A 20,287-nucleotide genomic window follows, 5' to 3' on the forward strand; every position below is an offset into this window, starting at 1 on the left:
TATTTAACAGCGTTTATCAGGATGTGACATGGAAGATTTTGTAATAGTCCGCGGAATAGTATTAAAGCATGCGCCTGCAGGAGACTATGACTGGGTTGCTACTATTTTTACCGCCGAGAGAGGTAAGATAACAGCTTTTGCCAGAAGTGCCAGAAAGCCTTCTGCCAAACTATCAGGTATGGTAGAACCCTTTTGCTTTGGAACGTTCAAGCTATTTGCAGGTAAGAATTCCTATACTATTGTTGAAGCGGATATTGAAAACTATTTTGAAGGCTTCAGAACAAAACTGGAAGGTGCCTGTTATGGCACCTTTTTTCTTGAGCTGTGCAGTTTTTATACGAGAGAAAATAATGAGGATAAGGAACTTCTTAATCTTCTTTATCTTTCGCTTAAAGCTCTTTTAAAGGACAGTATACCTAATAAACTGGTCAGGTGTATATTTGAACTTAGAGCACTTCAGATAGAAGGAGAATATCCTGGAATACCAGAAGGAAGGAACCTGCTGGAATCTACAAAATATGCGATGGAATATATCAGTAGTAGTCCTTTGAACAGACTATTTTCTTTTTCTCTTACAGAAGAAGTCCTCGATGAGCTGGACAGAGTAACTAAAGAGTATCGCAGAAAGTACATCGACAGGTCTCTTAAGAGCCTTGAGATGCTAGAAACCTTTGAGTATTGAAAAAGAAAAGCTATTTGGATATAATAACTTTGTTTGTATTTTTTTAGCTAAATAGAGGGGAAATAGTGAAAATACATAGTATTAAAGAGAATAAATTATTACATAGATATGCGATTTCTTTTGCTGGAGCAGCATGTGTATGTGCGATGACACTTACTGGATGTGGTGGGGACAAACAAAAAGATACGAGCCTTAGTATCAGCAAAGATGGCAAAGTTACCAATACCATCTTCGAGGCTTTTGATCAGGAATATTATGATATAGCCGAGTTGTCAGATATGGCTGCGGAGGAGATTTCTTATTATAATTCCGAGTATGATACACCAAGAATAGAGATTGCAGAAGCTGAGGTCATTGAGGATGAGCCTGTTGCCAAGCTCGTTATGACTTTTGAGAACTCTTCTGATTATTCACATTACAATCAGACAAGATTATTCTATGGCACTGTTCAGGAGGCTATGGACAATGGTTACGAGCTTTCAAGTGCGCTCGTTGACAAGAATGGCAACAAAATTGATCTTGGAAGTGATGATTTTTTGGATAAACATATTGTCATAACCAGTGAGAAGACAGTAATATATACACCATATAATATTGAATATATGACAAGTGGTGTTGCACTTAGAGATAAAAAGGAAGCTGATCTTACTAATGTAACTAACGAGTTAGTACAGATGCTTCTTTCAAAATAAAATATAAGTTATAAACGTCTGCAGTTAGCAGTCGCAGAATGGAGGATTATGGAAGCAAGCGCAAAAACAATGGACAAAATCGTAGCCCTGGCCAAGGCAAGAGGATTCGTATACCCAGGATCAGAGATCTATGGAGGTCTTGCCAATACTTGGGACTATGGTAATCTGGGCGTTGAATTCAAGAATAATGTCAAGAAAGCATGGTGGCAGAAATTCGTACAGGAGAACCCTTACAACGTAGGTGTTGACTGCGCGATTCTTATGAATCCACAGACATGGATTGCTTCTGGACATCTTGGTGGCTTCTCTGATCCACTTATGGACTGTAAAGAGTGTCACGAGAGATTTAGAGCTGACAAGATTATCGAGGACTTTGCTGCAGAGAATAATATTACACTTGAGACATCAGTTGATGGATGGTCACACGAGGAGATGGAGAACTTCATCAAGGAGCACAGCGTTCCATGTCCATCATGTGGCAAGCACAACTTCACAGGCATCAGAGAGTTCAACCTGATGTTCAAGACATTCCAGGGCGTTACTGAGGATGCTAAGGATACAGTGTACCTTCGTCCAGAGACAGCTCAGGGTATTTTCGTAAACTTCAAGAATGTGCAGCGTACATCTCGTAAGAAGGTTCCATTTGGTATCTGCCAGATCGGTAAGAGCTTCCGTAACGAGATCACACCTGGTAACTTCACATTCCGTACAAGAGAGTTCGAGCAGATGGAGCTTGAGTTCTTCTGCAAGCCTGGCACACAGACAGAGTGGTTCGAGTACTGGAGAAAGACATGCTATGAGTGGCTTCTTTCACTTGGTATCAAGAAAGAGAACCTTCGTCTTCGTGACCATGATCCAGAGGAGCTTTCATTCTACTCAGATCATACAACAGATATTGAATATGCATTCCCATTCACAGATTGGGGCGAGCTTTGGGGTATTGCTTCCAGAACTGACTATGACCTTACAAGACATCAGGAGACATCAGGTCAGCCTATGGATTACTTCGATGATGAGACAAACGAGAAGTATATCCCATACGTAGTTGAGCCATCACTTGGTGCAGACCGTGTTACACTTGCATTCCTTTGCGAAGCATATGACGAGGAGAACATCGGAACTGAGGACAAGCCAGATATGCGTACTGTTCTTCATTTCCATCCAGCACTTGCACCTGTTAAGATTGGTATTCTTCCTCTTTCCAAGAAGCTTAACGAGGGTGCTGAGAAGATTTATGCTCAGCTTTCCAAGAAGTACAACTGCGAATTTGATGATCGTGGAAATATTGGTAAGAGATATCGTCGTCAGGATGAGATCGGAACTCCATTCTGCGTAACATATGACTTTGAGTCTGAGAACGATAACATGGTTACTGTTAGATTCAGAGACAGCATGGAGCAGGAGAGAATCGCTATCGATCAGCTCGATGCATTCTTTGCTGATAAGTTTGATTTTTAATGATATAGGGATTCAAAGTCATGCATATATGTGCTTGCACAAATATATGCATGACCTTGAAGACCGAACATACATGAGGAAAAAAGAATCACGAAGTATGAGTGATTCGATTTCCGAATGTATGTAGGATTGCGAGAACGAAGTGAAGCAATCCGTATATCATGTTATATAAATGGAGGAAATATTTATGAAACAGTTTACTGCTAGCGAACTGCGTAAAGCATGGAAGCAGTTTTATATCGACAGAGGCCATGTAGATTGCGGCGCTGTATCACTTGTATCAGATGGTTCTACAGGAGTTATGTTTAACGTTGCTGGTATGCAGCCACTTATGCCATACCTTCTTGGTAAGAAGCATCCTATGGGAACACGTCTTTGCAATGTGCAGGGATGCGTTCGTACTAACGATATTGATTCAGTTGGTGACAAGAGCCATGGTACTTTCTTTGAAATGATGGGTAGCTGGTCTCTTGGAGATTACTTCAAGAAAGAGCGTTGCCAGTGGAGTTATGAGCTTCTTACACAGCTCTTCGGATTTGATGCTGATCACCTTGCTGCAACTGTATTTGCAGGTGACGAGAATGCACCAAGAGATGAAGAGGGTGCTAAGTATCGTATTGAGTCTGGATTTAAGCCTGAGAATATTTACTATCTTCCTGCAGAGGACAACTGGTGGGGACTTGAATATGGTCCATGCGGTCCTGACAGTGAGATGTTCTATGTAAAAGATGATGTTCCACCATGCGGACCTGACTGTAAGCCAGGCTGTCATTGTGGTAAGTATACTGAGATTGGTAATGACGTATTCATGCAGTACGAGAAGCATCATGATGGTCATCTTACACCACTTGCTCAGAAGAATGTTGATACAGGTTGGGGACTTGAGCGTATTCTTGCATTCCTTAACGGAGTAGATGACGTTTACAAGATCGACCTTCATGCTCCTGTTATCGCTTATATTGAAAAAGAGAGCGGAATCAAGTACGAGTCAGATGAGAAGACAACAAGATCTATGAGAATTCTTGCTGATCACACTCGTACAGCAGTTATGCTTATTGGAGATGAGGCTAAGCTTCTTCCTTCTAATACAGGTGCTGGATATATCCTCAGAAGACTTATCAGAAGAGCTGTAAGACATGCAAGAACACTTGGCCTAAACAAGGAGCAGATCCTTGGTGTAGCTAAGATCTATATCAGCGAGTATGTTGACAGCTACGAGCACCTTAACAAGAATCAGAAGTTCGTTCTTACAGAGCTTGAAAGAGAGATCACTCGTTTCGAGGCTACTCTTGAGAATGGTATGAAGGAGTTCAAAAAGATTCTTGATGCTACTTCAGCAGCTGGCAAAAAGGAAATCGAAGGAAAGGATGCATTCTTCCTTTATGATACATTTGGTTTCCCTGTAGAGCTTACAGCTGAGCTTGCAGAGGAAGAGGGACTTACAGTTGATGAGAAGGGCTTTGCTGCTTCTATGGAAGAGCAGAAGCAGAAGGCTAGAGAGAACCAGAACTTCTCAGCTAACCTTACAACTGGAGCTGGTGTATTTGACAATCTTGAGGAGTCTGTAACAACGCAGTTCCTTGGCTATGATGCAATTACATGCGATGGTACTGTTGTAGCTATGGCTGGCGCAGATGCTCTTGTATCTGAGCTTGCAGAGGGACAGCAGGGAACTATCCTTACAGATAAGACTACATTCTATGGCACAATGGGTGGTCAGGTTGGAGATATCGGTGAGATCGTTTCTTCTGACGGAGCTAAGTTTGTAGTATCAGAGGCTATTAAGGTAGCTGGTGGCAGAACAGCACACGTTGGTAAGGTAGTAGCTGGAAGCTTCAAGGTTTCTGATAAGGTATCACTTAATGTTGATGCTGATAACAGAGCTAAGACTTGTCGTAACCACTCAGCAACTCACCTTCTTCAGAAGGCACTTCAGCAGGTTCTTGGTGATGGCGTTGAGCAGGCTGGTTCATATCAGGATCCAGACAAGACAAGATTTGATTTTAGCTATCATCAGGCTATGACAGCAGAAGAAATCCAGAAGGTTGAAGAGATTGTTAATGCCAAGATTCTGGAGGCACTTCCAGTTGTAACTAAGGAGATGTCTATAGAAGAGGCCAAGAAGACAGGTGCTATGGCACTGTTTGGCGAAAAGTATGGCGAGACAGTAAGAGTTGTTAACATGGGCGACTTCTCTATCGAGCTTTGTGGTGGTACTCATGTAGCTAACACAAGCCACATCGGTCTTTTCAAGATCCTTTCAGAGAGCGGTGTTGCTGCAGGTGTTCGTCGTATTGAGGCTCTTACAGGAGACAACGCAAGAGCATATTACAAGAATGTTGAGGCTAATCTTGGAGATGCAGCTAAGGCTCTCAAGACTACACCAGCAGATCTTGTTGATCATATCAAGAAGCTTCAGGAGGAACTCAAGGCTCTCAGAAGCGAGAATGAGTCACTTAAGAGTAAGGAAGCTCAAGCTGCTCTTGGTGATGTAACTGATCAGGTTGTTGAGGTTAAGGGAGTTAAGCTTCTTGCTACAGCTGTTAAGGGTGTAGACATGAACGGACTTCGTGATCTTGGCGATCAGATGAAGACCAAGCTTGGAGAAGGCGTTGTTGTTCTTATCTCAGAAGCTGATGGCAAGGTTAACCTTGTAACTATGGCTACTGATGGAGCAATGGCTAAGGGAGCTCATGCTGGTAACCTTGTTAAGGCAATTGCACCTAAGGTTGGCGGTGGCGGCGGTGGTCGTCCAAACATGGCTCAGGCTGGTGGTAAGAATCCTGCAGGTATTCAGGATGCACTTGCTGAAGCGAAGGCTGTTCTTGAAACTCAGATAAATTAATAATAAAATTATCAAAAATGTGCTTGACAGACATGAGATATGTGTTAAAATTATTCATGTTATGTGAGTTAATGGGCTTAGTATAAGCATAATAAATAACCCAATCAGTCATGTACTTGAAGGGACTGAAGGGAGGGTAAGAGTAGAGATGTCAACAGTAGTAGTAAAAGAAAACGAGACTTTGGATAGCGCACTGCGTCGTTTTAAGAGAAGTTGTGCAAAGGCTGGTATCCAGCAGGAGATCCGTAAAAGAGAGCACTACGAGAAGCCTAGCGTAAGACGCAAGAAGAAGTCTGAAGCAGCAAGAAAGCGCAAATATAACTAAATCAAATTTATGAAAAGTCCTTGGAGTTTCTCCGGGGACTTTTTTCTTTGTAATATTACAAGTCTGTGATAGAATTATGTTTGTTACGTTTAAGATTCTAGGCGAGCTGACTTTATGTGGATATATATTTTGATTGCTATTTTAATACTGGCTATTTTATCGGCGGCCGTGATCTATCATGACACTCATAGCTTTGTGGTGAGAAGGTATGATATAGATTCTGATAAGGTGAGTAGAGATTATACATTTGTTCTTTTATCAGATCTTCACGGATACGTTTTTGGTAACAACAACGATAAACTGATAGATGCTGTGGTGGCTGAGAATCCTGATGCCGTATTGTGTGCAGGTGATATGTTTACCGCTCACAGAATCAAGGGAGAGATCAGGTATCAGGCTGGATTTTATGTCCTGACTGAACTGGCAGCCAAGTTCCCTGTATATATGGGAAATGGCAATCATGAACACAAGATCAAGACCTTTACTAATGAGTTTGGAAATCTTTTTTCCAGATATAGAAGTGGTCTTCAGAAAGCGGGAGTAGTAGTGCTTGAGAATGATAGTACGAATATTGAAGATGCAAATATTCGTATTACTGGCCTTGACCTTAAACATGATTATTTTCGTAAGGTTGTTAAGCTTGAAATGGAAAAAGGCTATGTTGATAAGCTTGTAGGACATAGCGACAAGAATGCATTTCAGGTTTTGATAGCACATAATCCACAGTACTTTAATGAATATGCAAGCTGGGGAGCTGATCTTACAGTATCAGGTCATGTGCATGGAGGTATCATAAGACTTCCACTTCTTGGAGGTGTTATTTCTCCGGCAATAGCTCTTTTCCCTAAATATGATGGTGGTAAATTTGTAGAAAATGGCAGAACTATGATCCTGAGCAGAGGCTTAGGTACACATAGTATCCATGTCAGAATGTTTAACCCTGGAGAAGTTGATGTTATCAGGGTTCATAAAAAGTAAGAATTATCGTTTTTTATGAGGTAGGAAATGTCACTGGAAGTTAAACTACAGGTGTTTGAAGGTCCACTGGATCTTTTGCTACATCTGATTGATAAGAACCAAATAGATATCTATGATATTCCGATTGCTACTATAACTGATCAGTATCTGGAATATATTAATGCCATGCAGAGCGATGATATGGATGTTACAAGTGAAGTCCTTGTTATGGCAGCGACACTGATCGATATTAAGTGCAAGATGCTTCTTCCTAAAGAGGTTAACGAAGAGGGAGAAGAAGAGGACCCAAGAGCAGAGCTCGTTGAAAAGCTTCTTGAATACAAGATGTACAAGTATATGGCCTATGAGCTTAAGGACAGGCAGATGGATGCCGGGCTTTCCTGGTACAGAAATAAGAATATTCCACAGGAAGTCAAAGAGTATGAGATGCCTGTTGACCTGACCGGACTTATCGGTGATGCAACATTATCCAAGCTTAATGAGATTTTCCAGGAGCTATTAAAGAGGCAGGAAGACAAGGTCGATCCTATTCGTAGTAAGTTCGGTAACATTGAAAAAGAGGAAATCGACATGGATGCCAAGACCTTGTACATCAAGGCCTATATCCGTGAACATTCACGTTTTAGTTTCAGACAGCTCCTTGAGAAACAGCATAGCAAGACGGAAATCATTGTTACGTTCCTTGTAATGCTGGAGGAGATGAAGCTCGGAGAGATTGAAATCGAGCAGGAAACAACATTTGGAGATATTATAATTACGTCCAGGAAGGCAAGCTGATATGACAAGAGAAGAGGGAGCAGCTGTAGTAGAAGCTATTCTATTTACTATGGGGGATTCTGTAGAAATTAGCGCACTTGCTAAGGCTATGGAGACTGATGCAAAAGAAGTAAAGAAGTATATTGAATACTTAAAAGAAAAATATGAAAAGTCCGATAGCGGAATTGGTTTAATAGAGCTGGAAAAGGCAGTTCAGTTATGCACCAAAAAGGAAATGTATGAATATTTAGTCAAAATTGCCAAGGCGCCTAAAAAGGCAGTTCTGACTGATTCACTTATGGAAACTTTGTCTATTATCGCCTACAAACAGCCTATTACAAGGCTTGAAGTAGAAAAGATAAGAGGAGTTAACAGTGATCACGCTGTGAACAGACTTGTGGAATTTGGACTGGTACAGGAACTTGGAAGATTAGATGCTCCAGGAAGACCACTTTTGTTTGGAACAACTGAAGAGTTCCTTAGAAGCTTTGGCGTCAGATCGCTCGATGAGCTTCCAGCTATAGGAACTGTGCAGGTTGAGGAGTTTAAGGCTCAGGCTGAAGAGGAGATAAATGTCAAGCTTGACATTTAATTAACAGATACTATTTTATCAATTTGCAGTTAATGGTTTTCGCCAGAACAATTAATAATATACAATTCATAAAATAATAGGAAAAATGCGCAAATTTTTATGCATTTTTCCTTTTTTTTGCCATTTTTTATGATACAATATATTCTGACTTATGTTGTGAAAATAGCAGATTTCTGCGTTTTTACAATTCATTTGTGCATATATTATTCATTATAAAAAATTTCGGAGGTAAACAAATGAGTAGTTCTTCACAAGCGAGACAAAGAATCAATGCTTTGCTCGACGAAAACAGTTTCGTTGAAATTGGTGCTCTTGTGACAGCCAGAAACACAGATTTCAATCTGAAACAGGAAGAAACACCATCAGACGGCGTAGTTACTGGCTATGGTGTTATTGACGGTAATCTGGTTTATGTTTACAGCCAGGATGCGTCAGTACTTGGCGGATCTATCGGTGAGATGCATGCCAAGAAGATCGTTCGCCTGTACGAACTGGCAATCAAGACAGGATCTCCTGTAATCGGACTTATCGATTCAACAGGACTTCGTCTTCAGGAGGCAACAGACGCCCTTAACGGCTTTGGCGAAATCTATCTTAAGCAGGTGGAGGCTTCTGGAGTTGTTCCTCAGATCACAGCCATCTTTGGTGCCTGTGGTGGTGGACTTGCGATCATTCCTTCTATCACAGACTTTACATTCATGGAGTCTGAGAAGGCTAAGCTTTTTGTAAACTCACCTAACGCTCTTGATGGCAACTACAAAGAGAAGTGTGATACATCATCTGCTAAGTGGCAGGCTACAGAGACAGCTAATGTTGATGTAGTTGCTGATGAGGCTACAATTTATGCTCAGGTTAGAGAACTCGTATCTATTCTTCCTTCTAACAACGAGGATGGAGATACATATCAGGAGTGTGCTGATGACCTGAACAGAGCATGCGAGAATTTGGATGGCGCAACAGCTGATCCTTCACTTATCGCTAGACATATCTCAGATAATGGCATCTTCTTTGAGACAAAGAGAGAGTATGCAAAGGAGATGGTAACAGGATTTATCAGACTTAACGGTGCAACAGTTGGTCTTGTTGGTAACCGTACAGCTGTATTTGATGAGAATGGCAAGGAAGCAGAGAAGTTTGCTGACAAGCTTACAGCTCACGGCTGTGAGAAGGCAGCTGAGTTCATTAACTTCTGTGATGCTTTTGATCTTCCAGTTCTTACACTTACAAACGCAACAGGATTTGGCGCATCTAAGTGCGATGAGAAGCATGTAGCTAAGGCTGCAGGCAAGCTTGTTTATGCACTTGCTAATGCTACAGTTCCTAAGGTTAACCTTATCACTGGTAAGGCATTTGGTAGCGCATATGTCATCATGAACTCCAAGGCAATTGGTGCTGATGTTACTATCAGCTGGCCAGATGCTCAGGTTGGAACTATGGATGCTAATCTTGCTGCCAAGATCATCTGCGACGGTAAGGATGCTGAGACAGTATCTAAGGCTGCTGCAGAATATGCTGCACTTCAGAACAATGTTAAGAGTGCTGCAGCTAGAGGATATGTAGATGAAATCGTTGAGCCTGCAGATACTAGAAAGTATGTTGTAGGTGCATTCGAAATGCTTTTTACAAAAAGGGATGAGCGTCCTGCCAAGAAACATGGCACAGTTTAATGAAGGGAGCACTCAAAATGAAACGAAAAATGTTGGTTTTGGGCGTAATGCTTAGCTGCCTTCTGGGACTGACAGCCTGCGGTGAAGATGCTAAATCCAATACCGTAGAAGGAAGCAGGTATTCGTCTGATATATTCACACAGGAAAGCCTGAAGGGCTATGCAGAGGCACTCGAAGATAACAATTTCGAAGCGTGGTATTTACAGGGTATTACTCCTGATAACTTCGAAGAGAAGATGTACTTCGATATTGCACTGAGCACTTCAGATGAGCGTTATGAGGTCCTTGCCAGTGGATATGAGAGCTGGTACAAGGCACTTAATGATCTCGGATACAAATCAGTTGAGACACTTCCTGGTGATCTTTTTGTAAAAGAGATCAGCTATGAAGTTAATAAAGATGGTAAATTAGTAGTAGATGCTGTAATTCAGGGAACCAAGCACGCTGCTGATATGGAGATTTACCTTTCAAACAGAGGTGAGCCTACTGATATCGGCGTAACTGTTCAGAAGACTACTGGTGAGAAGCTTGAGAATGCTGGACTTAATACTCTTCTTGGAATGGGTATGGCGTTCGCAATTCTTATCCTTATTTCACTTATCATTTCTCTTTTCCCAATGCTCTTTGGTGGCAACAAGAAAAAGAAAGAGAGTGACAAGGAAATCGCTCAGAAGGCAATGGATAACACAATCAATCAGATTGCTGAGCAGGAAGATCTCTCAAGCGATGCAGAGCTTGTTGCAGTTATCGCTGCTGCAATTGCTGCATACGAGGGAAGCGCTGGTACAGATGGATTCCGTGTAAGATCTATCAGAAAAGTAAATAATAACTGGAAAAAACACTAATATAGGGGATCGAGCACGGTAACATCCATGCTCATCGAAAGGAGATATAAATGAAGAACTATACAATAACCGTTAACGGAAACGTATATGATGTAACTGTAGAAGAAGGCGCGGGCTCAGGAGTTGCTCCTGTAGCTTCAGCTCCTGTAGTTAAGGCTCCTGTAGCTCCTGCTAAGAAGGCAAGTGCTGGCGCAGGTGCTGTTAAAGTAGAGGCTGGTGCAGCTGGTAAGGTTCTCAAGATCAACGCTAGCGTTGGACAGGCTGTTAAGAAGGGTGACACAGTTGTTACTATCGAGTCTATGAAGATGGAGATCCCTATGGTTGCTCCTCAGGACGGAACAGTTGCAAGCATCGATGTAGCTGCTGGTGATTCTGTTGAGGCTGGAACATGCCTTGCTACTCTTAACTAATAGAGACGTCAGAGTAATTAGTTTTCATTAAAACAGAAATGAGGATAAAAAATGGATTACATAGTTAATACATTATCTAATCTCTGGCAACAGACAGCATTTACTACAATGACACCTGGTAACTACGTAATGGTCGGTGTTGCTCTTGTGTTCTTGTATCTTGCAATTGCTAAGGGATTTGAGCCTTTGCTTTTAGTACCAATTTCATTTGGTATGCTTCTTGTTAACATTTATCCTGAAATCATGGCTGAGCCAGTTGGCGATTCTGCTGGTGGTCTTCTCCATTATTTCTACATTTTGGATGAATGGGCAATTCTTCCTTCACTCATTTTCTTGGGTGTTGGTGCCATGACTGACTTTGGTCCACTTATTGCGAACCCTATCAGTTTCCTTATGGGAGCTGGTGCTCAGTTTGGTATTTTCTCAGCATACTTCATGGCTCTTGCATTTGTATTCAATGATCAGCAGGCTGCTGCTGTATCAATCATCGGTGGAGCAGATGGCCCTACATCTATCTTCCTTGCATCCAAACTGCATCAGACATCTATTCTGGGACCTATTGCGGTAGCTGCTTATTCGTACATGGCTCTCGTGCCTATGATTCAGCCACCTATTATGAAGCTTCTTACAACAGATAAAGAGAGAAAGATCAGAATGCAGCAGCTTAGAGAAGTATCCAAGCTCGAGAAGATTCTTTTCCCTGTAATCGTTACTATCGTTGTAAGTTTGATCCTTCCTACAACAGCTCCTCTTATTGGTATGCTTATGCTTGGTAACCTCTTTAGAGAGTCTGGAGTAGTTCGTCAGCTTCAGGAAACAGCTTCTAACGCACTTATGTACATCGTAGTTATCCTTCTTGGAACATCCGTTGGTGCTACAACAAGTGCTGAGGCTTTCCTTAACACAACAACAATCATCATCGTTGTACTTGGACTTATTGCATTTGCATTTGGTACAGCCGCTGGATGTCTTCTTGGTAAGCTTCTTTGCCTGGTAACAGGTGGCAAGATCAATCCACTTATTGGTTCAGCAGGCGTTTCTGCCGTACCTATGGCTGCCCGTGTATCACAGAAGGTTGGTGCTGAATATGATCCATCAAACTTCCTGCTCATGCATGCTATGGGACCTAACGTTGCCGGAGTTATCGGTACAGCCGTAGTTGCTGGTACATTTATGGCGGTATTTGGAGTATAAATTGATTATAAGTAGAACAATAAATTCGAAAGGATAAAAAGATATGGCAGAATTACAGAAAAAACCAGTTCGTATCAATGAGACTGTACTTCGTGATGCACATCAGTCACTTATTGCGACCAGAATGCCTACAGAAGTTATGCTCCCTATCATTGAGACAATGGATCAGGTTGGATATAACGCAGTTGAGTGCTGGGGCGGTGCTACATTCGATTCCTGCATGAGATTCCTTAAGGAAGATCCATGGGAGAGACTTCGTCAGCTTCGTGCAGGCTTCAAGAATACTAAACTTCAGATGCTTCTTCGTGGACAGAATATCCTCGGATACAAGCATTATCCAGATGACGTAGTAGAGTACTTCGTTCAGAAGTCTATTGCTAACGGTATCGATATTATCAGAATTTTCGACTGTCTTAACGACCTTAGAAACCTTGAGGCTTCTGTTAAGGCTTGTAAGAAAGAGGGCGGACATGCTCAGATCGCTCTTGCTTACACACTTGGTGATGCATACACAGAAGAGTACTGGATGAACATCGCTAAGGATATTGAGAACATGGGAGCAGATTCTATCTGTATCAAGGATATGGCTGGACTTCTTCTTCCTTATGAGGCAGAGAAGCTTGTTAAGGCTCTTAAGAGTGCTACAAGCCTTCCTATCGACCTTCATACACACTACACATCAGGTGTTGCCAGCATGACATACATGAAGGCAGCTGAGGCTGGTGTAGATATCATCGACTGTGCTATTTCTCCATTCGCTCTTGGAACATCACAGCCTGCTACAGAAGTTATGGTTGAGGCCTTCAAGGGACAGCCTTTCGAGACAGGTCTTGATCAGAAGATTCTTGCTAAGATTGCAGATCACTTCAGACCATATAGAGAAGAGTGCCTTGCTAGCGGACTTATGGATGCTAAGGTTCTTGGTGTTAACATCAAGACTCTTATGTATCAGGTACCTGGCGGAATGCTTTCTAACATGGTTAGCCAGCTCAAAGAGCAGAATGCTAGCGATAAGTACAATACAGTTCTTGAGGAAATTCCACAGGTTCGTAAGGACTTCGGTGAGCCACCTCTTGTAACACCTTCATCACAGATCGTTGGAACACAGGCTGTTATGAACGTACTTATGGGTGAGAGATATAAGGTTGCTACTGACCAGACTAAGGACCTCCTTGCTGGTGAGTATGGTAAGACAATTAAGCCTTTCAACCCAGAAGTTCAGAAGAAGATCATTGGCGACAGAGAAGTTATCACATGCAGGCCTGCAGATAGGCTTGAGCCAGGACTTGCTAAGTTCGAGAAGGAAGTTGCTCAGTGGAAGCAGCAGGATGAGGATGTTCTCTCATATGCATTGTTCCCACAGGTTGCTACAGACTTCTTCAAGTATCGTATGGCACAGCAGACATCAGTTGATGTTTCAGCTGCTGATACCAAAAATGGAGCATATCCTGTTTAATTAGTTAAAAATGTACTATAAGATGGCGAGGTTTTTACCTCGCCGTCTTTTTTATTTCACAGAAAATTTATCAATAATGTGTTAATATATTAATATGAACGAGTTTAGAAGACATAGACAGAGCAGAAAACCTATAGAGATCGGAGAGCGGCATGGGCGAGAACTAAGGAAAAGCGATCTTAACAGACAGATGCTTGCTCTAGATGAAATATCAGGCTTCCGTGTGAGGCCTGGTTTTTATGGCATTAATGGTGCAACTATGCTCACTGATGGCGTAAATTTCACCGTATATTCTAACGGCGCTACATCGGTGACTCTTTTGCTATACCATCGCGGCGAAGAAAAGCCATTTGCCCAGATCCCTTTTCCTGAGAGCTATAAGATCGGTAAAGTATACTCCATGATTGTTTTCGGACTTGATATAGAAAATCTGGAGTACTGTTATAGCGTTGATGGGCCTTGGGATCCCGAGAAAGGTCTTTTGTTCAATAAGAATAATGTTTTGCTTGATCCTTATGCCAAGGCTGTTTCTGGACAGAGAATCTGGGGACAGAGGCTTAATAAGAATGGGCAGTACAGAGCCAGAGTTGTTAGAGACAACTTTGAGTGGAATGCAACTTCCAGCCTTGAAATCCCTATGTGCGATTCAGTTATATATGAAATGCATGTAAGGGGATTTACAATGGACCCTTCTTCTGGCGTTAAGTGCAGAGGAACCTTTGAAGGAATCAAGGAAAAAGTTGAATACCTAAAGAGACTTGGCGTAACAGCGGTAGAGCTTATGCCAATCTTTGAATTTGATGAAACAAGGGATAAACGAGAAGTTAATGGCAAAACGCTTCTTGATTATTGGGGTTATAACACCATAAGCTTTTTTGCTCCAAATACGAGCTACGCCTATCAGAGTGAGTATAACAAAGAAGGCGTTGAACTCAAGCATATGATCAAAGAACTTAAGGATAACGGAATTGAGGTTATCCTTGATGTCGTGTTCAATCATACAGCAGAAGGTAATGAGAATGGTCCTTTTATTTCCTTTAAGGGCTTTGATAATAATATCTATTATCTTTTAACTCCTATGGGACAATATTACAACTTCAGCGGATGTGGTAATACTATGAACTGTAACCATCCCATGGTTCAGGAGCTCATTGTTGAGTGCCTTAGATACTGGGTTGAACAGTACAGAGTTGATGGATTCAGATTTGATCTTGCTAGTATTCTTGGAAGAGATCAGGATGGATCCCCTATGGAAAGACCACCACTTATTCAGCGTCTTGCCTACGACCCAATCCTTGGTAACGTCAAGCTCATAGCAGAGGCTTGGGATGCAGGCGGAATGTATCAGGTTGGTAATTTCCCTGCATGGAAGAGATGGGCTGAGTGGAATGGCAAATATAGGGATGATATCAGATCCTTCTTAAAGGGCGATATCTGGGCTGCACCAGAAGCTGTTAAGAGAATTACAGGCTCCATGGATCTATACGGCGGAGCTTATATGGGATATGAATCCTCTGTAAACTTTATTACCTGCCATGATGGCTTCACTTTATATGATCTGTATGCATATAACAGCAAGCACAATGAAGACAATGGCTGGAACAATACTGATGGAGCTAATGATAACAGAAGCTGGAACTGCGGTGCAGAAGGAGAGACTTCAGATGTTGGTATCAATGACCTGAGATTCAGGATGATGCGAAATGCTATCACTGTTCTAATGTGCAGCAGAGGAACTCCTATGATCTACTCAGGAGATGAATTTGGCAACACTCAGTTTGGTAATAACAATGCGTATTGTCAGGATAATGAGATATCCTGGCTCAACTGGGAACTGCTTAATAAGAATAAAGAGTTTTTTGATTTTTACAGACGTGTTATCCAGTTTAGAAGAAAGCATCCTTGCATCAGAAAAGACCTACAGCCAGCAGCATGCGGATATCCTAATATATCACTTCATACGGAGAATCCGGATAACCACAATATTACTGGCGAATCCAGGGTTGTATGTGTCAGATATGCTGGCTTTTATAACAAAAAAGGCCATGACGATATAGTATACATCGCGATCAATGCATATTGGGAGGATATACAGATCATGCTTCCAAACCCTCCAGAAGGTACATACTGGGCACTTTGCATTGATACAGGTGATGACGAAGGCAAATACTTTTTTAACAGACCAAAACCTCTTACCTGGAGGAATAAAACCCTTAAGGCCAGAAGTGTAAGTGTATTCATTGCAGCTAACGGAGCAGAATATGGCGGCTGATGATAAAAGTAATGCTGACAACTTCATAGTAGAAGGCTTTCAGTTTACTTCCGAGGCTGATACTCAGAAGGCTACTATGGATGCGTCCAAGATAAGGCTTCTGCAGTCCAGAGTAAAGTCCAGTAAACCGACTGATATAAAGGCTGTATATGAGAAGTCTATTGAGAATAAGATATTCAAAACCCCCATTGGCTGGTGCTATCTTATCGGACTCAGGATAAGGCTGATTGAAAGCGGATATAGTGAGGAGGATATAATTCCTATTCCTGTAGGTGTATCTTTTTCCAGGCACTCTGCAATTGAGAGCCTTTCTGTGAAACAGAGGATAAAACCTGAAAAAAAGGGGAAAAAGGTAGATTTTACCAAGATACTATCGATTATATGCAATATAGTGCTTGTGATACTTGTGATTCTTCTTTTTGTAATTGCTGCAACAGCCGAAAACGACAACATTATCAACTACAAGAGTAATGTGACAAACAGATATGCATCATGGGAACAGGACCTTAAAGAGAGGGAGAAAAAAGTCAGAATAGCTGAAAAAAGGCTTGGCATCACTGATACTTCAAGTTATTATGAGGATACAGAAAATATAGACGACAATCAGGAGGACTGACACAGTGGAAGATCTTAAAATATTAGTAGTTGATGATGAGAGCAGGATGCGTAAACTCGTCAAAGACTTTTTAGTAAAAGATGGATATCTCGTAGTTGAGGCTGAGGATGGACAGCAGGCTCTTGATATTTTTTATGAAGATAAAGAGATATCACTGATTATTCTTGATGTTATGATGCCTAAGAGAGATGGCTGGGAAGTGTGCAGAGAAATCAGAGCCAATTCTAAGGTTCCGATCATTATGCTCACAGCTAAGGCGGAGGAAAGAGATGAGCTTTTAGGCTTTGAGCTTGGTGTTGATGAATACATTTCCAAGCCATTTAGTCCCAAGATACTTGCAGCAAGAGTTTCTGCTATTTTGCGCAGAACTAATCAGACGGCAAATAATCAGATCATGGAGATTGGCGGAATTGTAGTTAATAAAGTTGCTCATAGCGTTCTTGTTGACGGTAAAGAGATTGATCTTAGCTATAAGGAATTCGAACTCTTATCATTTTTCTTTGAGAATAAGGGCGTAGCTCTTTCCAGGGAAAAGATTCTTAATAATGTTTGGAACTATGACTATTTTGGCGATGCCAGAACCATTGATACTCATGTTAAAAAACTTCGTGGCAAGCTTGGCAAGAAGGGCGATATGATCAAGACTATCTGGGGAATGGGCTACAAGTTTGACGCAGAATAATACGGGGAATTGGTTTGGCTGTAGATATGGGAAATGATAAAAAGTTTAATAAGACCCATTCCATACGCTTTGAAATAAGCGTTGCTTTCATTGCAACCATAATTGGTACCTTTACCTTTTGTCTTGTCATGAATCTTTTGTTCATGGAAAGCTTTTATGTACAAAATAAGAGAGAAGCTATCATCGAAGCGTATAGAAGTATAGATCGTGCTACCTCTACAGGTGATATTACATCAGAAGAGTTTGATCAGGAAATCAGGCATATCTGTGAGAGATATGATATTGAAATGATAGTCCTTGATGGTGATTCCAAGACTATCAAGTCGTCAACCAGTAACGCAGAGCTTTTGGCCAAGATTCTGTGGGAGAATATGATCAACACCTCTGGTGGAGAGTACGAAATAGAGCATAGAGTTATTTTGGATGTTGGCGAGAACTATACTCTTCAGAGGGAAGAAGATAAAAACGGCAGACAATATCTGGAGATGTGGGGAGTAGTAGGAAATGGAAACCTGGTTTTGGTGCGTTCTACAATGGAGAGTATCAAAGACAGTGTAGCTATTTCCAATACTTTCATGATATATGTGGCTATCGTTGCCATCGTCGCAGGATCCATGGTAATCCTGTACATTTCCAAGAGAGTAACAGATCCTATCAAGAGACTGTACTTTATATCTGATGATATGAAAAAGCTTAATTTCGAAGCTAAGTACGAGTCTACCGGTGATTACCACAGTGAGATTGATGCCCTTGGCTCTAACATGAATGAACTGTCTGAGACACTTGAGTTCACGATCAAAGAACTCAAGAATGCCAATATAGCGCTCAAACATGATATTGCTAAAAAAGAAGAAATTGACGAGATGCGTAAGGAATTTTTATCCAATGTATCTCATGAACTTAAAACCCCAATAGCTCTTATTCAGGGATATGCAGAAGGTCTTAAGGAAGGCATTAATGATGATGAAGAGAGCAGGAACTTTTATTGTGAAGTAATCATGGATGAAGCCAACAAGATGAACATCATGGTTAAAAAGCTCCTTACTCTTAATCAGCTGGAATTTGGCAACGAAAATGCCAATATGGAGAGATTTGATATCGTTGATATGATATCAAACTACATTAAATCTGCAGATCTTTTAGCGAGACAAAAAGATGTTACTATCAAGTTTGATGAATATGAGCCGATATTTGTATGGGGTGATGAATTCAAAATTGAAGAAGTATTGCAGAATTATTATAGCAATGCTCTTAACCATATAGATGGCGAGAGAATCATAGAAATCAAGCTTACCCAGAAAGATAGTCATGTAAGGGTATCTGTCTTTAACACTGGTAAACCTATTCCAGATGACAGTATCGGTCATATATGGGAGAAGTTTTACAAGGTTGATAAAGCCAGAACCAGGGAATACGGTGGAAGCGGCGTTGGATTATCCATTGTTAAGGCAATTATGGAAGGCATGCATCAGGAATATGGCGTCAAGAACTATGATAATGGAGTAGAATTCTACTTTGAATTAGAGACCAAATAATCACTCCTAGAGAGGATAGCTTATGAGGGCAAAAAAGTATTTGGGAATAATGACAGCTATATGTATTGCATTTAGTTTGGCTGGCTGTGGCGAAGCTTTTCCTGAGATGACTGAGGATGAGTATAACCAGACAGTTGAATTTGCTGTTGGCCTTTTGATGAAGTATTCCAACAATGGTCAGGCTAAGCTGACATATGTTGATGCCAAGGAAGTAGCCAAGCAAAGAGCAAAAGAAGAAGCTAAGGCAGAAAAAGAAAAGGCGAAAGCGGAGAGCGCTCAGACTACAACTCCTGCTCCTACGCCTGCTCCAGAACCTGAGCCAGAACCAGTTCAGCCTGAAGAACCAACTACTGATATATCCATTGAAGAAGTGATCCCAGTGGAAGATGATGCAGGAAACATGCAGACTTCTGACAGTTCCACAGAAACAAATACCAGTGAAACGCAGCCAGAGGAGCAGACTGATACTCCATCAGAGACACCAAGTAAGGTAGCAGAAGATCCTGATGCGATAGTTTTATCTACAGAAGAAACACAGGAAATTATTGATGACATATTCTTATCCTACGAGGGATATTCTGTATCCAGTACATACCCAGAAAGCTCTAAGAGTTATGTCATAAATGCTGAAAAAGGCAAGAAGCTTCTGGTGCTGAGATTTGATCTGTACAATGGATCAGACGGAGCCAAGAAGGTAAATATTCTCGAAAAGAATATAAAGTTCCAGGTTATATTAAATGGCAAGAATCTAGGATATACTCCAGTTACATTCCTCCCTAATGATCTTTCATCTTTCGTGGGAACAATTGATTCCAGAGCTCATGAGAGTCTGGTTGTGCTTACAGAGATAGATAAAGAGGCTGCTACATCTATTCAGACGTTGGAAATGATAGTGAGTATTAATGGAGCTGAGCAGAAGGTATCACTTAAATAATAAGTAACTTTATAAAAAGTTTATAGACTGAAAGGCTGGCAAATACTGGGTTTGCCAGCCTTTTTATAAAAAACTCAAAAAAAATTGAAATTTGTTGTTGACACTTATATTACCGAGTGATATATTTATATTCGTTGCTGATGCGGACACAAACACCGCAAACGCAGCAGTGGAGCGGATTCTAGGCTCCTGTACCTTGACAAATAAACAGTAATGCAACCCTGAAAAATTCCAAGAGAATTATTCAGAACAAAAATTAGTAAATAACGGACAGAACAAAAGCCAAGCTTGAGTTCTGGCCAGATCAAACTTTTAAACGTGAGAGTTCGATCCTGGCTCAGGATGAAC

Annotated in this window: 18 protein-coding genes; all 18 read left to right on the forward strand. The window is 41.2% G+C overall.

The annotated features are described in order from the left end of the window. Positions 1-28 precede the first annotated feature (28 nt). The 18 genes from recO (at position 29) to IJI01_RS12960 (ending at position 19,939) form a co-directional block, all read left to right on the forward strand. Entirely contained in the window at positions 29-682 is a 654-nt protein-coding gene (recO, locus tag IJI01_RS12875; RefSeq protein ID WP_292191089.1) for a DNA repair protein RecO, read from the forward strand. A gap of 65 nt (positions 683-747) precedes the next feature. Beyond that, positions 748-1,374, forward strand: coding sequence for a hypothetical protein (locus IJI01_RS12880; protein WP_292191092.1), 627 nt, complete (start codon positions 748-750; stop codon positions 1,372-1,374). A 48-nt stretch (positions 1,375-1,422) separates the two neighbouring features. Continuing rightward, positions 1,423-2,832, forward strand: a complete 1,410-nt coding sequence (locus tag IJI01_RS12885) for a glycine--tRNA ligase (protein WP_292191095.1) — start codon at positions 1,423-1,425, stop codon at positions 2,830-2,832. Between the two features lie 187 nt (positions 2,833-3,019). After that, positions 3,020-5,677, forward strand: coding sequence for an alanine--tRNA ligase (gene alaS, locus IJI01_RS12890; RefSeq protein WP_292191097.1), 2,658 nt, complete (start codon positions 3,020-3,022; stop codon positions 5,675-5,677). 148 nt (positions 5,678-5,825) lie between these two features. Continuing rightward, complete coding sequence (gene rpsU / locus IJI01_RS12895) at positions 5,826-6,002, forward strand: 30S ribosomal protein S21 (RefSeq protein ID WP_013280615.1); 177 nt, start codon at positions 5,826-5,828, stop codon at positions 6,000-6,002. Between the two features lie 129 nt (positions 6,003-6,131). Further along, on the forward strand, positions 6,132-6,980 hold the full coding sequence (locus tag IJI01_RS12900) for a metallophosphoesterase (protein WP_292191101.1): 849 nt from the start codon (positions 6,132-6,134) through the stop codon (positions 6,978-6,980). A gap of 27 nt (positions 6,981-7,007) precedes the next feature. Further along, positions 7,008-7,757, forward strand: a complete 750-nt coding sequence (locus IJI01_RS12905) for a segregation and condensation protein A (protein ID WP_292191104.1) — start codon at positions 7,008-7,010, stop codon at positions 7,755-7,757. Position 7,758: 1 nt separating this feature from the next. After that, positions 7,759-8,328, forward strand: coding sequence for an SMC-Scp complex subunit ScpB (gene scpB, locus IJI01_RS12910; protein WP_292191107.1), 570 nt, complete (start codon positions 7,759-7,761; stop codon positions 8,326-8,328). 236 nt (positions 8,329-8,564) lie between these two features. Beyond that, on the forward strand, positions 8,565-9,995 hold the full coding sequence (locus IJI01_RS12915; protein ID WP_292191111.1) for an acyl-CoA carboxylase subunit beta: 1,431 nt from the start codon (positions 8,565-8,567) through the stop codon (positions 9,993-9,995). 17 nt (positions 9,996-10,012) lie between these two features. Next, entirely contained in the window at positions 10,013-10,840 is an 828-nt protein-coding gene (locus IJI01_RS12920; RefSeq protein WP_292191114.1) for an OadG family transporter subunit, read from the forward strand. A 50-nt stretch (positions 10,841-10,890) separates the two neighbouring features. Next, positions 10,891-11,250, forward strand: a complete 360-nt coding sequence (locus IJI01_RS12925; protein ID WP_292191117.1) for a biotin/lipoyl-containing protein — start codon at positions 10,891-10,893, stop codon at positions 11,248-11,250. Positions 11,251-11,301: 51 nt separating this feature from the next. Next, positions 11,302-12,444, forward strand: a complete 1,143-nt coding sequence (locus tag IJI01_RS12930; RefSeq protein ID WP_292191119.1) for a sodium ion-translocating decarboxylase subunit beta — start codon at positions 11,302-11,304, stop codon at positions 12,442-12,444. A gap of 43 nt (positions 12,445-12,487) precedes the next feature. Beyond that, a complete protein-coding gene (locus IJI01_RS12935) occupies positions 12,488-13,900 on the forward strand; it encodes an oxaloacetate decarboxylase subunit alpha (protein WP_292191123.1) in 1,413 nt (470 codons plus the stop codon). 94 nt (positions 13,901-13,994) lie between these two features. Next, entirely contained in the window at positions 13,995-16,172 is a 2,178-nt protein-coding gene (gene glgX, locus IJI01_RS12940) for a glycogen debranching protein GlgX (RefSeq protein WP_292191131.1), read from the forward strand. Further along, positions 16,162-16,788, forward strand: a complete 627-nt coding sequence (locus tag IJI01_RS12945; protein WP_292191134.1) for a hypothetical protein — start codon at positions 16,162-16,164, stop codon at positions 16,786-16,788. The genes glgX and IJI01_RS12945 overlap by 11 nt, the downstream gene beginning before the upstream one ends. A 4-nt stretch (positions 16,789-16,792) precedes the next feature. Then, positions 16,793-17,470 (forward strand): response regulator transcription factor, encoded by a 678-nt coding sequence (locus IJI01_RS12950; RefSeq protein WP_292191137.1) that lies wholly within the window; start codon positions 16,793-16,795, stop codon positions 17,468-17,470. 26 nt (positions 17,471-17,496) lie between these two features. Continuing rightward, positions 17,497-19,005, forward strand: coding sequence for a sensor histidine kinase (locus IJI01_RS12955; protein WP_292191146.1), 1,509 nt, complete (start codon positions 17,497-17,499; stop codon positions 19,003-19,005). A 22-nt stretch (positions 19,006-19,027) separates the two neighbouring features. Beyond that, complete coding sequence (locus IJI01_RS12960; protein WP_292191139.1) at positions 19,028-19,939, forward strand: hypothetical protein; 912 nt, start codon at positions 19,028-19,030, stop codon at positions 19,937-19,939. Positions 19,940-20,287 lie beyond the last annotated feature (348 nt).

Source organism: Butyrivibrio sp., from assembly GCF_017433805.1.
In the GTDB taxonomy this organism is placed as follows: Bacteria; Bacillota; Clostridia; order Lachnospirales; family Lachnospiraceae; genus Butyrivibrio.